This is a genomic window from Nostoc sp., from assembly GCF_036917975.1.
Classification (GTDB): Bacteria; Cyanobacteriota; Cyanobacteriia; order Cyanobacteriales; family Nostocaceae; genus Nostoc.
The window spans coordinates 229,155-242,662 of record NZ_JBALEJ010000004.1; the positions used below are offsets into that span (position 1 = coordinate 229,155).

Here is a 13,508-nt window from a genome sequence, read left to right on the forward strand (position 1 = left end):
TTAATTTTGAATTTTGTTAGCGCAGCGTTAGCGAGTCTGCGAGCGTCATTTTGAATTTTGAATTGTTAACCTACTCATTAGTTGCTGCTTCCAGCCAAACTTCCACTTCATCTGCTAGCAACTTCTGGGCTGCATCCATCATTGATACTGCGATGTCTTTGAGGTCTTCCCGATTATTTAAGTAAGTTTTTAACGCTTCCATTGGGTCGATGCTGCTACTTGCACTCAATTCAGGAATGCGGGGCCTGGCTAATTGACTTACTAACTCTGCTTGAATGGTGTAGGTATGAGCGGGACTTAAAGCAGTATGTAGAGAGGAACTGTCAATTAAATCCATCTGTTCAGAACGGAGTTTGTAAATTAGCCGCACTACAGCATCTTCAATATCATACTTGGCGATCGCTTTCATTAACACCGCTTGTGGATCATCTGCTTTCGAGATATCCACCTCAATGGTTTGGAAAGTCCGAACTGTTAAGGGACAAAATTCCCATTCAGCGCTTCCCCGCTCCAGTTCCAGCATTATATAGCCTTTGTCTTCTTTTTCTTCGCTAAAATCTACCCGCTCAATACTCCCTGGATAAATTACCGGCGGGTTGTTGGATTTATTCAGATTTTGATGGCGGTGGACGTGTCCCAAGGCTACATAATCAAAACAAGGTCGCGTCAGCAAAGATAGGGGTAGAGTAAAGCCTTTACCTACTGCCAAAAAGCGCTCTGCGCCCAAGGTTGCATTATCAGCCATCAAGTGAGCTAAAAGAATAGTAGGCACATCGGGGTCAAGACGTCGGACTTCCCCTTCTAAAACAACTCGCAAACGTTCCGTTAATAGTTGGTTGACTTCCGCCAAAGACAAACCTTCTGTCTCTTGGCGAGTCATCAGGGTGGAACGAGTCAGCCAAGGCAGAGTAATTACTTGCACTTTGCCATTACGGGTTTGGATGCAGTGAGTAGTTAATGTATCACCAACAACAAATCCTGGCACTCCCAAAGTGCGGTAAATATTTAAACTCGCCCCTCCCTGTCCTTGGGAATGTTGGTCGTGGTTGCCTACCAACAGCACTGTCGGAATATTGGCATCCATCAGACGGCGAAACTGGCTAGCAAAAGCTTGTTGTACATAAGGCGGTGGTGTAGCATCCGGGAAAGCATCGCCACCAAATATCACCATATCAACTGCATCTGTTAGCGCTCGGTCAATACATATAGACAATGTATTGACAAAATCCTCCAATCGTGTATTTAATCCAGTCGTGGGATTAATTCGTCCGTGGGAAAAGCCGCTTCCCATGTGGATATCGGAGAGATGGAGGATTTTAATCATATTTGTCCTTTGTTCTTAGTCATTTGTCCTTTGTCTAATACTAATGACAAATGACAAATGACCAATGACTAAATATGAATTCCGCATTCTGTTTTATCACTTCCCCGCCAGCGTCCGGCGCGTTCGTCTTCACCTTCGCCTACTTTGGTGGTGATAGGTTCGTCGCCGATACTGGGATAACCTTGGTCGTGTAGAGGGTTGTAGATGACTCCGTGTTCAGCTACATAAACCCAGCTGTCTTGACGTGTCCAGGTAGCTATAGGATTTACTTTCAGCTTACCTTTACCATCAAATTCAAATATGGGCATATTCGCACGGGTTACTGCTTGGTCGCGGCGGCGTCCGGTAATCCAAGCGACGCTATTGAGTTCGTCTAGACCTCGTAGCAGTGGTTCAATTTTTGTAATGTGGTGGAATTTGGCAATATCCTTATCCCAAAGTTTATCGCCGTACTTGGCTTCAAAGGCTTCGCGGGTATCTACATCTGGAGTTTTGAAAGTTTGCAAATCTAGGTTGTAGATTTGTTTGGCTTTGGCTACCAATTCTAGACTTTCAGGGAAGTGGTGCAAGGTGTCAAGAAAAATTACAGGAACGGGATGCTTCAGTTCACTGTAAAGAATATGGGTAATTATCATGTCATCCACGTTAAAGGCGCTTGTTTGCACCAGTCCCGTTGGGATATTTTCTATAGACCATGCCAGTATGTCTTTGGGAGTGGCAGTTTCAAATTGCTCATTTAATTTGTCTAAGTCAAAAGCGATCGCTTGGTTTCTAGATGCCGTGGAGACTGTCATGATAATCTTCTATTCAAATATTTCTACCTTGATTAAGATCGATCTTACTTCATTAAGACGCGTATTCCGCTCGGAGATAAGGTAATTATTTTGTGTGGAAATTACTACATTTTGGGATTGGGGATTGGGAATTGGGGACTGGGGACTGGGGACTGGGGACTGGGGACTGGGGACAAAGCAAGGGAGAAGAATTTTCCTCTCCGCCTCTTTTCAATGCTCAACATCAAGTAAAAATTATTACATAAGCATAAATAAATTATTTATTAAGAAAGGTTAACGTAATTTAAGTTTTGCAATACTTTTATAGATATTTATACTGATTTTGATATGGTTAAGGGACTATTAATAAAAGGGATTTTACTTAAATGAACAACGCAAAATTTAGCAATCCATTAGGCCAGTCTATAATTATGGGCGCTTTAATGATATTAACCAGCGTTGGGGTTATTACAATCATGAACTTTTTCTAAGATCGAGATTTCTAATTTTAGTAATAAGACTTCACATAGTCCCGCTCAAAACTGAGTGGGATTTTTACTTTTTTCATCCAGATCAATCCGTGTGTATTAACTTTCTGCTGTGACTTTCAGCGTTTTTACGCAGTTTTGCAATCAAAGAATTTTCAACCGAGTACCGTGGGTTTAAATCCCCCGGTTCAATAACCGGCAAGTTTTGGGTCGGGGTCTAAATCCCCGGACGCGACGCTCGAGTACTCGCTTGCCGCCGGCGCTATCGCAGACTCGCTTTGCGCGTCGCTTTCACAAAACTTAATTACGAATTACGAATTACGAATTACGAATTATTTAATAGGGATGCGATCGCTATTTCCTTTACCATACTCAGTATTGAGTGATGAGTAAGAAAAAGATTACTCAGTACACATTCAAAAAGGGATAGTCGTCACCTCACTCGCATTCATCTCACACTCACTTTTATGAGTGTGAGATGAATGCTGATCCAGCTAACTAAATACGCGATTTGACAAATTTCTCTAATCTATCTATCCCCTTTTCAATCGTCGCCAAATCTGTGGCGTAGGAAAGGCGAATGTTGTCATCTGCGCCAAAGGCAATTCCGGGAATGACTGCAACTTGATGTTCTTCCAACAAAGCGTCACAAAATTCTAGGGATTTTAGACCGGTTTTGCTGATATCTGGGAACAGATAAAAAGCGCCGTCTGGTTTTGCGGTACTCAAACCGGGAATGGCGTTGAGTCTGTCTAGCATTACCTGGCGGCGTTTAGCGAAGGCTTGACGCATTTCTTCGACACAATCTTGAGAACTTTGTAGCGCTGCGATCGCCCCATATTGGGCAAAGGTACACACGTTAGATGTACTATGTCCTTGGATGGTACTGGCTGCTTTAATGATTTCTACTGGGCCTGCTAAATAACCAAGTCTCCACCCAGTCATAGAATAAGCTTTCGCAAACCCATTACTAATCAAAGTCCGGTCAAAAATTTCCTTTCCTAGAGAACCGATGCTGATATGTTCTGCACCGTCGTAGAGAATCTTTTCGTAAATTTCATCAGAGACAACAAAGATATCTGCATCAACTACTACCTGCGCCAGTGCTTTGATTTCATCTGGCGTGTAAACCATCCCTGTAGGATTAGATGGAGAGTTGAGGATAAATAGCTTTGTTTTCGGCGTGATTGCTTTACGGAGTTGTTCGGGAGTAATTTTATAACCCGTCGTGGCATCTGTGGGCACAATTACCGAAACTCCACCGACCAAAGTCACCATTTCGGGATAACTTAACCAGTAGGGTGCAGGAATAATTACCTCATCACCTGGATCGATTAGCGCCACAATCAAGTTGTACAGAGAATGTTTACCGCCATTGGTGACGATGACATTCTCAGACTTGTAATCAAGACCGTTATCAATTTTAAGCTTATGGGCGATCGCTTCCCTTAACTTTGGTTCTCCGGCTGCTGCACCATATTTGGTTTTGCCTTCTTCCAAAGCTTTGACTGCTGCGGCTTTAATATGCGCTGGGGTATCAAAATCTGGTTCTCCAGCGCTAAAACTACAAACATCTATTCCCTCTGCCTTCAGTGCCTTAGCCTTGGCTGCGATCGCTAAGGTTAATGAAGGTGTTACCTGACTTACTCTTGCTGCCAGCTTCATTCTTACTATTTTTGGCAAATCTTTCACTTATCTAAGGATATCCCAGAATCCATACCAAGATTTGCTTTTTCTGAATTTGTTGGGGACTGGGGATCGGGGAGTGGGAAAGAATTCTTGACTCTTAAGCATGTATCTTGTATAAACTTAATTTTAGAATAAAACCAGTGTTTATATGCAGGTTAAGAAACTTTTCATTGCATCTTCTCTGTTAATTACTAGTCTTTTTATACCGAATGCTGCCATTGCTCAAAATCGCGGTACTCCGGGAAAATTTGACTTTTATGTACTGACACTTTCTTGGTCGCCAGATTATTGTGCGACAAGTGGTACTCGCGATCCGCAGCAGTGTGGTTCTGGAAGGAAACTCGGTTTTGTACTACATGGTTTGTGGCCGCAGTACCAAACTGGTTATCCAGCTAATTGTTCTACACAAAAATTACCGGCGGAAGTAAAGCGGCAGTTTCCCAATTTGTATCCTAGTAATAAACTTTACGATCATGAATGGGAAAAACATGGTACTTGTTCGGGGAAAACTCCTGCGGAATACTTGGGATTGAGTAAAAAATTAAAAGATGCGATCGCTATTCCCGCAGCTTATAATCGTCCCAATAAACCCGTGCGTACCACAATTACAAATTTTAAAAATTCATTTGTGAGTGCGAATAATCAAATTACTGCTGATGGTGTAGCACCTTTTTGTTCTGGTTCAGGAAGATTTTTGCAAGAAGTCTTCTTTTGTTATTCCAAAAATGGCGAACCTGGTATTTGTAGCGCCGAGATTTTGAAGCGATCGCAAAAAAGTTGTGGTCAGCCAGATTTTTTAGTGAGAAACGTTAGATAAAAATGGGCATTGGGCATTGGGCATTGGGCATGGGGCAGAGTGCGGGGGACGACCCTTCTCATTGATGTCAACTTAAGCTGGAAATAGCTTATCTGTTGGCTTCCATGCCCGCCAGGGAATAAATTAATGAGTAATGAGTAATGAGTAATACCCATTACTCATTATTTATGACTTATTACTTCAAAAATAAATTCCCGGGCTTTTAGCTAAAGTCTACTGAAGTAGACTGGAGATTTTTGGCGATATTTAGTCATCTTCAGATAACTTTAGCTATTATACGGGAATTTCAATTCCCGGCGGACAAGCGGTTTCACGTTAAGTTGACACCAATGGGCACTGCCGTGTCCCAAGACCTCGCGATATAATGTTGTACCGCATCTGAATTTATCTACCAGAATTCAGGAGTCAGGAGTTAGAATTCAGCAATGTTTTCTGTGCGACTGGCGGATAGCGCAGCGTTAGCGAGTCTTGCCTACGGCACGCTGCGCGAACGAGCGTCTGAATAATCGGCGTTTTTGCACCCCCACCAAATTGGAAATTTGGTGGTCTTCAAGACGCTCGCGGACTCGCTAACGCTACGCTATCAGTCGCGGGTCTGAATCCCCGACTGATTTATTCTGACTCCTGAATTCTGACTTCTGAATTCTTCTTCAATACCACTATGACGACTTCAGATACCAAAGCAATTTTTGATGCCCTGTCAGACCCAGCCATCGACTGGAATCGGCTGCTGACCGAAATCCTGGCTGCTTTCGACTGTTCTACAGGTACTATCCATACCCTAGATCAAGATAGCCAGTTATTGCACCTAAAGGCTTACCAGGGCATTCCAGAATTCCTGTTGCCTAAAATGACGGTAATTCCCATTGGTAAAGGAATGGCTGGTGTTGCCGCCGAACGTCAGCGACCTGTGCAGATTTGCAACTTACAAACCGATGAATCGGGTGTGGCCAGACCCTCGGCAAAGGAAACCAAGGTAGAAGGTTCTATCACTGTGCCGCTAATGCTGAATGGCCAATTGTATGGTACTTTGGGCATTGCCAAGCCAATTCCCTACGAATTTACTCCAGAACAGGAAGAGATACTGATGGAGATTGGAGATGCCATTAGCCGAAAAATCGTCAGTTAACAGGAATAGCTAAAAGGATGCTTAAAGCTAAACTGTGTCCTGTGTGAAAGAAAAGCGATCGCTATCCCCAAAAAAAACTTAACATTAAGTTTAGAAGTGTTAATTCTTCATAAGATAAACTCATGGGTTACTACATCGCTCCTCGCTTTTTGGACAAACTTGCTGTCCACATCACTAAAAACTTTTTGAAGCTTCCTGGCGTGCGAGTACCCTTAATTTTGGGAATTCATGGACGCAAAGGTGAGGGCAAAACATTTCAATGTGAGTTAGTCTTTGAAAAAATGGGTATTGAGGTGACTCTAATATCTGGCGGCGAATTAGAAAGTCCAGATGCAGGAGATCCAGCGCGGTTGATTCGGCTGCGCTATCGAGAAACAGCAGAACTCATTAAAGTACGCGGCAAAATGTGTGTACTGATGATTAACGATTTAGATGCTGGCGCTGGACGCTTTGATGAAGGCACTCAATATACTGTAAATACCCAGTTGGTAAATGCCACACTGATGAATATTGCTGATAATCCTACAGATGTGCAGTTGCCGGGAAGCTATGATTCCACGCCTTTAATTCGTGTGCCGATTATCGTCACAGGTAATGATTTTTCTACCCTCTATGCACCGTTAATTCGGGATGGACGGATGGATAAATTCTACTGGGAACCAGATAGAGATGACAAAGTGGGAATTGTCAAGGGGATTTTTGAACCCGACGGACTGTCGTCACGGGAAGTTGAACAGCTAGTTGATACTTTTATCAATCAGTCTATCGACTTTTTTAGCGCTTTGCGATCGCGCATTTATGACGAACAAATCCGCAACTATATCCATAAAGTCGGTTTTGAGCAGGTATCTTTGAATGTGGTTAACAGCGTTAAAGGGCCACCAGAATTTAAAAAGCCCAATTTCACCCTGTCTCATTTAATCGAGTCTGGTAACTTGATGGTTGGCGAACACAAACGGGTAGAAAATTCCCAATTGGTTGATGAGTACAACCGACTAAATCGAGGCAGAAATTATTATCAATCTGCACCACCTGCTGCGGTGACACCAACTAGTCAGCCATCAAATGGCGCAACCCCAGAAGTAAAAACTAATGGATTCCAGCAAAAACAACAAGCATCGAGTCCACATTTGACCCTAGAGACACAAGAACAGATTCGGCAATTATTATCTCAGGGTTACAAAATTAGTATTGAACACGTTGATGAACGCCGTTTTCGCACAGGTTCTTGGCAAAGTTGTGTTAATAGCCATATTGATGCTGAGTCTGATGCAATCTCAAATTTGGAATCAACTCTCACAGAATATAGCGGTGAGTATGTACGTTTAGTAGGTATCGATCCAAAAGCCAAGCGGCGGGTAGTGGAGACGATTATTCAGCGTCCCAATGGGAAAAATTAATGTATCAGTGCTGAGTAACAATAACACTCAGTGCTGAGTACTGAGTATGGTAAAATCTCTTTTTCTCTCCGCGCTCTCTGCGCCTCTGTGGTTAAACAATAATTAATTCAACCTTATGAGACGCAGAGAACACAGTGTTACAACTTTGTCCCACACTCAGCACAGAAGTTGTGAGTAGGAGCATTTTTAGCATTGCAGTGACTACAATACACTGGCTCTGATGTACCTTTTGGCGCTTGCTTCTGCAAGCCGACCATTTGAGCATTGCTCTTGCCAGGGATTACCATTGGATAGCAGTTTTCATCTCTGGTGACGTGAACATTCACAATCACGGGGCCTTTGTGTGCTAGCATTTCGGCGATCGCATCTTTTAATTCAGTGCGATCGCTAATTACCATCCCTTTAATCCCGTAAGCTTTTGCCAATAATTCTACGTCTGGCATCCCTACTTCCATGTTAGAGCATGAGTAACGCTCACCATAGAAGGCTTGCTGCCACTGGCGTACCATCCCTTGCCAACCGTTATTGATAATTATCGTCTTGACATTTATCCCATACTGTGCAAGGGTTCCTAGTTCCTGTAAACACATTTGGAAACTAGCATCACCACTGATACAGATGACTTCTTCATCAGGAAATGCCACTTTCGCACCCATCGCCGCAGGTAAGCCAAAACCCATCGTTCCCAAACCAGCGCTAGAAATCCAGCGTCTTGGGCCATTCTTCAGGAATTGTGCTGCCCACATTTGATGTTGTCCCACATCTGTGGTGTAGAAAGCGTGGGGTGCTTGGTTGCTGACTTCTACAATCACTTCTTGAGGGGAAATGCTGTCATGATGATGCGGCACGATGAGAGGATATTCTTCGCGCCAACGATTAACTAGATTCAGCCATTCTTGGTTTTGATTCGGTGTAGCCTTGACGCCTGCTTCTTTGCATCGACGCAACAAGTCTACTAACACGTTCCGCACATCGCCGACGATGGGCACTTCGGGAATGCGATTTTTGCCGACTTCTGCCGGATCGATATCGATGTGAATTACTTTGGCACGGGAGGCGAATTCGTCTAATTTACCTGTAACGCGATCGTCAAATCTAGCGCCGACGCAAATCAGCAAGTCACAATCACTCACAGCGAAGTTAGCGTAAGCGGTGCCATGCATCCCCAACATTCCCAAAGCGAGGGGATGATGTTCGTCAAATGCACCGATCCCCATTAAGGTTGTGGTGACAGGGATATCGAATAATTCAGCTAGTTCTTTGATTTCTTCATGGGCACCGGCTGCGATCGCACCACCACCCACATACAATAGCGGACGGCGACTTTCGGTAATCAACTGGATTGCAGCATTAATTTGCCGAGGATTTCCCTTGACAGTGGGACGATAACCGCGTAATTTTACCGAACCTGGTTTTACAGGTACATAGTCAAATTCTTCTAAGGCCACATCTTTGGGGACATCAATCAAAACTGGCCCCGGTCGCCCAGTGCTAGCGATGTGGAAGGCTTCGGCGACAATTCGCGCCATGTCTTTAGGGTCACGCACTACATAAGAGTGTTTGACGATCGGTAGGGTAATTCCGTAAATATCGGTTTCTTGAAACGCATCTGTACCAATCGACGGACGTGCTACCTGTCCCGTGACTACAATCATTGGAATTGAATCCATGTAGGCTGTGGCGATGCCTGTCACCAAGTTAGTTGCTCCTGGCCCAGAAGTACCAAAGCAGACTCCGACTTTCCCTGTGGCACGGGCATAACCATCAGCAGCATGGGCTGCACCTTGTTCGTGTCTCACGAGAATGTGCTTAATAGCACCAGTTGCTTCCACCTTATACAGGTCGTCGTAAATTGGTAGAATTGCTCCACCGGGATAACCAAAAATATAATCAACGCCGTGGCGATGAAGGCTGTCAAGCAGAGCAAAACCGCCAGATGCACGTTTGGGCACGACTGGCGGGCTAGAAGTACGGGACTGTTTGTGATTCTCGGTTTGTGGGAGACTAATTGGGGAGAGCGATTCTCCTGCGGAGACACTTCGTGAACGCACGGTCAAACCTCAGACTATAGCTAAACTTAATGCTGAATTCTGTAGTTAAGATTTCATTTTAATGGAAAACTTCAATTAAATTCCGAGAATTTCATATTCTAATTATCTAAATATTAAAGCTAGATTATTAGCCTACATTAATTAAATTACGTCTTGCAAGACATTGCGGGTATTTTTCCAAGCCCAAATACCGACAAATGCAACTACAAGACTCATTGCGATCAGGACAATTCGCAAGCCAAACTCTTGATTTAACCAGCCTGTAATCGCCAGTGGTGCGGAAAGGGCTATATTAACGGCATGATTTTGAAAGCCAAAAACCTTACCACGCATAATTGGTGGAGTCTGCTGCTGAATGAGAGTTTGCATTGGTACACCAATTAGAGAACCACTCACACCCAGTAAAATACAAAATCCGAGTGCTAATACTTGACTATTGGTGAAGGAAACCACAGCCAAAATAAGTGCCATACCCAAAAAGCCGATTAAGGGTAAAGGTTTGTGATGCATTTTTTCACCCCAATGACCCAAAACGCCAGCACCTATAACCATACCAATTCCCACTGCGGCGATAAAGCGTCCAGATTGCTTTCCTTGTAAACCAAACTTTTGTGCCAAGGGAAGGGCAAGTACCATCAAGGCGGCAAAGACGCAGTATAAAACTGTAGTTTGCAGCATTGCATTTAACACCAAACGGTTTTTCTTGAGGTAGCGTAAACCTTCTTTAAAGTCCGCCCAAAGGTCGATGCGATCGCCTAGAATTTCGCTCGATGATTTTTTTTCCCGAAAGTTAATCGGCAGCATACTTACAGCCGACAAGAAGTATAGTAGGGCCACCACTAACTCTGGCCCATAGTTTTTAGCTATACCAGTTTCAGCCAAACTCAGCAACGGATCTCCTAATAAAAAACCGACAATTAAAGCACCCATCATTGTGCTAGTAAACAGCGCATTAGCTGCTATTAGACCCTCTCGCTTCACCAGTAAAGGAATCGCCGCTTGTTCGGCTGGGGCAAAAAATTGGGTAACGGTGGAAACCCCAAAAGTAATGAGCAGAAGTATATGAAAATCCCTTGGTAAAAAGGCAAGCCCGATAACCAATAGCCCGCGTAAAATATCAGAGCCGATCATAATCAGCTTTTTCGGTATGCGATCGACAAATACACCCCCTGCTGAACCAAATAAAATTGCTGGTATGGTAAACGCCACCATCAAAATGGGGTACATCGATTCTTTTGCTACTCCCGCAGGAGGAAAGTAGCTACTGTTTTTGTCTACTACCAGATCAACCAGCATCAAAAAGAAGACCTTATCTGCTAACTGAGACACCAGTTGTCCAAACCACAGGAACATAAAAGCACGGTTTTTTAGCAGTGCGCCAAATCCGTTATTAACAGCAGCCGGTTCAGTTGGAAACATTTAGATACTTTCTTTGGGTAGATGGGAGTCGGGGAACTAATGACCAATGACTAATGACTAACTCCTGTTTAATTACTCCATTGTCCGGATTAATTTGCTTCATAGCGCTTTAACAGCATAAGCAAAAATTCCGCAGCTGTTAGACGACCTTTGGGTGGAATAATCTCAATGGAAGAATCTACCCAACAGCCTTGTACAGTTTGGGGAGATTTCCAAATCGATAAATGATCGACTGCGGGATCTGCATAAAAGTTATTTTGCCCACTACCTAGCAAAGAGGAACTCCAATGAGTGAAATAATCATGACTCATCCGATGAATAGGGAAATTCCCTTGTAGTGGTACTCCCCATCCATCTATAGCAATAAACGCTTTGACACGACCACCCAAGAGTTGCCACAAATGCGCTGCCCCTATTGCCCCAACGACGCCAGCACTAAAGCTAATGAATATGATTGATGATTCTGGAGAGTTGGTCAAGCGATCGCGCAAAAACTGCAAAATGTGCAATGCTGATAAAACTAAAACATCTTTACCCGGATAAATCAGTATATTTGCGTAATTGGGTGCGTTAGCGTAGCTCACCGCAGGTCTCGCACTCTGAGAAACTAAATCTAACAACTCTACTCTAAAGCTTTCAGTTAACTCTGGCTCATGAATTCCAGGGCAAATAATTATACTCAACCGTGACACTACCTTTGATAAATTTTGCATACCCACCCAATACCCCACGTAAGTTTTGTATTCAGGACTTAGGCAAAATATCTCTCAAACTCTTATTCCTCCGTGTCACGTCAGTTGCTACAAGTCGGGGAACCCGACGCCAGTCGCTCATGGGGGAAACCCCCAAGACCGCGCTGGCTCCCCAACGCACTGGCTTCTCTGTGTCTCTGTGGTTAGATTTTCTGTTACTTGTGCGTAAATCTTGTATGTCTTTTGATGTATTATTAGGATTTTCCCACCTATCCTATCCCCCCGGATGGGATAATAAGTTACTAGTAGGGAAAATGTCTAAACTATTCCCTAGCTCTAAATCTCTCTGCACTCTGGTTATATTGAGGAACTCATTGTGGTTGCCACGCCGGAAAAAGTACAACATACTCACGAGCATCTATCAGGTAAAGACCGTGTAGCCGTATTGCTCATGGGCTACGGCGAAGTCGAAAGCTACGAAGATTTCGCCAACTATAACGAACAGGCTTTAAATCTACTGACAGCAAAATTTGCACCAGTACCAACCTGGATTTATCCCCCCCTAGCAAAGCTTTTGGCGCTATTTGACCGCCACGAGTGGGGACATACACACCACGATTTTATTTCCCCACACAATGCCATCTTTGAACAGCAGCGAGCTGGCATTGAAAAGAATTTACAAGAAAAATGGGGTGATAAGGTTCAAGTTTTCAAGGCTTTCAACTTCTGTGCCCCTTTTCTACCCAATCAAGTTTTGGCAGAAATCAAAAACCAAGGCTTCGACAAGCTGCTAATTTACCCACTGCTAGTTGTTGATTCTATCTTTACCAGTGGTATTGCGATCGAGCAAGTTAACAACGCTCTCGTTGAGTTAACTGATGGTGAAGAACACTGGGTTAAAGCACAGCGCTACATCCCTTCTTTCTTCAACGAACCAGCTTACATCGATTTGATGGCTCATCTGGTTGAAGAGAAAATTGCTGAGTTAGCCGCAGCTTATCTACCTTCTCAAATCGGCATTGTGCTAATGAACCACGGCTGTCCCCACAAAGCTAAAGGCTTTACTTCTGGGATTGCCGAAAGTGAAGCAATGTACGATTTAGTTCGGGATAAGTTGATTAACCGTTATCCCCTAATCTCTGTGGGTTGGCTAAATCATGACACACCCCTAATTGATTGGACACAGCCAAATGCAGAGCAAGCTGCAAATAACCTGATCCAATTGGGTGCGAAAGTAGTGATATTTATGCCAATTGGCTTTGCCACAGAAAACCACGAAACTCTATTGGATGTGCATCATATCATCCATGCTTTAGAAAAACAGCATCCTGGTACAAACTACGTGCAAATGGCTTGCGTCAACGACCACCCAGAATTTTTAGCAATGGCGGCTCAATGGGCTGATACTCATATTACACAGCTGTTGTCAGAGCAAACTTTGGCAGTTAATCCCCAATTAGCTGGGCATCATCATCATCACCATCATTAAGCTTTATCGGGTGGTCAAGGCTTTGCCCACCTACTAAAATTTTTGGTGTATTTATTTGAAATCTCCCACGTTTCAAGGCGTGGGATTTTTTATTGAATCTGTATTTTCTCTTATGCCCCAATACGGTTCAGCAAAAAAATTGTAGGTTGGGTTACGCAAAGCCCCCACCCAACCTACGTATAATGCAATACGGTTCAGTTAAGGCTAAAACTCTGTTATCAAAGTCAAATTTTTAAC

Annotated in this window: 10 protein-coding genes; 4 read left to right on the forward strand and 6 right to left on the reverse strand. The window is 43.7% G+C overall.

Annotation, left to right across the window (positions count from 1 at the left end; translation table 11 throughout):
• Positions 1-70: 70 nt before the first annotated feature.
• From V7K76_RS01795 to V7K76_RS01805, 3 genes are all read right to left on the reverse strand, one after another.
• Complete coding sequence (locus tag V7K76_RS01795) at positions 71-1,324, reverse strand: exonuclease SbcCD subunit D (RefSeq protein ID WP_334779332.1); 1,254 nt, start codon at positions 1,322-1,324, stop codon at positions 71-73.
• A gap of 68 nt (positions 1,325-1,392) precedes the next feature.
• Positions 1,393-2,118 (reverse strand): phosphoadenosine phosphosulfate reductase, encoded by a 726-nt coding sequence (gene cysH / locus V7K76_RS01800; protein WP_334779331.1) that lies wholly within the window; start codon positions 2,116-2,118, stop codon positions 1,393-1,395.
• Between the two features lie 965 nt (positions 2,119-3,083).
• Positions 3,084-4,250: a pyridoxal phosphate-dependent aminotransferase gene (locus V7K76_RS01805; protein ID WP_334779329.1), complete on the reverse strand. Its 1,167-nt coding sequence runs from the start codon at positions 4,248-4,250 to the stop codon at positions 3,084-3,086.
• Between the two features lie 172 nt (positions 4,251-4,422).
• Here V7K76_RS01805 and V7K76_RS01810 point away from each other — a divergent pair, with 172 nt between their 5' ends.
• The 3 genes from V7K76_RS01810 (at position 4,423) to V7K76_RS01820 (ending at position 7,620) form a co-directional block, all read left to right on the forward strand.
• Entirely contained in the window at positions 4,423-5,091 is a 669-nt protein-coding gene (locus V7K76_RS01810; protein ID WP_334779328.1) for a ribonuclease T2 family protein, read from the forward strand.
• A gap of 661 nt (positions 5,092-5,752) precedes the next feature.
• Positions 5,753-6,220, forward strand: a complete 468-nt coding sequence (locus tag V7K76_RS01815) for a GAF domain-containing protein (protein WP_334779326.1) — start codon at positions 5,753-5,755, stop codon at positions 6,218-6,220.
• Positions 6,221-6,342: 122 nt separating this feature from the next.
• Positions 6,343-7,620 (forward strand): ribulose bisphosphate carboxylase small subunit, encoded by a 1,278-nt coding sequence (locus V7K76_RS01820; RefSeq protein WP_334779325.1) that lies wholly within the window; start codon positions 6,343-6,345, stop codon positions 7,618-7,620.
• Positions 7,621-7,757: 137 nt separating this feature from the next.
• Here the strand turns inward: V7K76_RS01820 and ilvB are convergent, their stop codons facing one another.
• The 3 genes from ilvB to V7K76_RS01835 form a co-directional block, all read right to left on the reverse strand.
• Positions 7,758-9,671 carry a biosynthetic-type acetolactate synthase large subunit gene (ilvB, locus tag V7K76_RS01825; RefSeq protein ID WP_334779324.1) on the reverse strand — a complete coding sequence of 638 codons (1,914 nt, stop codon included), beginning with the start codon at positions 9,669-9,671 and terminating at the stop codon, positions 7,758-7,760.
• Between the two features lie 141 nt (positions 9,672-9,812).
• Positions 9,813-11,090 (reverse strand): MFS transporter, encoded by a 1,278-nt coding sequence (locus V7K76_RS01830; protein WP_334779323.1) that lies wholly within the window; start codon positions 11,088-11,090, stop codon positions 9,813-9,815.
• Positions 11,091-11,179: 89 nt separating this feature from the next.
• Positions 11,180-11,803: a hypothetical protein gene (locus V7K76_RS01835; RefSeq protein WP_442936216.1), complete on the reverse strand. Its 624-nt coding sequence runs from the start codon at positions 11,801-11,803 to the stop codon at positions 11,180-11,182.
• Between the two features lie 355 nt (positions 11,804-12,158).
• Here V7K76_RS01835 and V7K76_RS01840 point away from each other — a divergent pair, with 355 nt between their 5' ends.
• A complete protein-coding gene (locus V7K76_RS01840) occupies positions 12,159-13,271 on the forward strand; it encodes a ferrochelatase (protein WP_334779322.1) in 1,113 nt (370 codons plus the stop codon).
• The last annotated feature ends 237 nt before the right edge of the window (positions 13,272-13,508 follow it).

Coding starts and splice junctions, on each gene's coding strand:
- V7K76_RS01805 (WP_334779329.1), bottom strand. CDS start 4,250: ATGAAGCTGGCAGCAAGAGTAAGTCAGGTAACACCTTCATTAACCTTA.
- V7K76_RS01830 (WP_334779323.1), bottom strand. CDS start 11,090: ATGTTTCCAACTGAACCGGCTGCTGTTAATAACGGATTTGGCGCACTG.
- cysH (WP_334779331.1), bottom strand. CDS start 2,118: ATGACAGTCTCCACGGCATCTAGAAACCAAGCGATCGCTTTTGACTTA.
- V7K76_RS01795 (WP_334779332.1), bottom strand. CDS start 1,324: ATGATTAAAATCCTCCATCTCTCCGATATCCACATGGGAAGCGGCTTT.
- V7K76_RS01835 (WP_442936216.1), bottom strand. CDS start 11,803: ATGCAAAATTTATCAAAGGTAGTGTCACGGTTGAGTATAATTATTTGC.
- V7K76_RS01810 (WP_334779328.1), top strand. CDS start 4,423: ATGCAGGTTAAGAAACTTTTCATTGCATCTTCTCTGTTAATTACTAGT.
- V7K76_RS01815 (WP_334779326.1), top strand. CDS start 5,753: ATGACGACTTCAGATACCAAAGCAATTTTTGATGCCCTGTCAGACCCA.
- V7K76_RS01820 (WP_334779325.1), top strand. CDS start 6,343: ATGGGTTACTACATCGCTCCTCGCTTTTTGGACAAACTTGCTGTCCAC.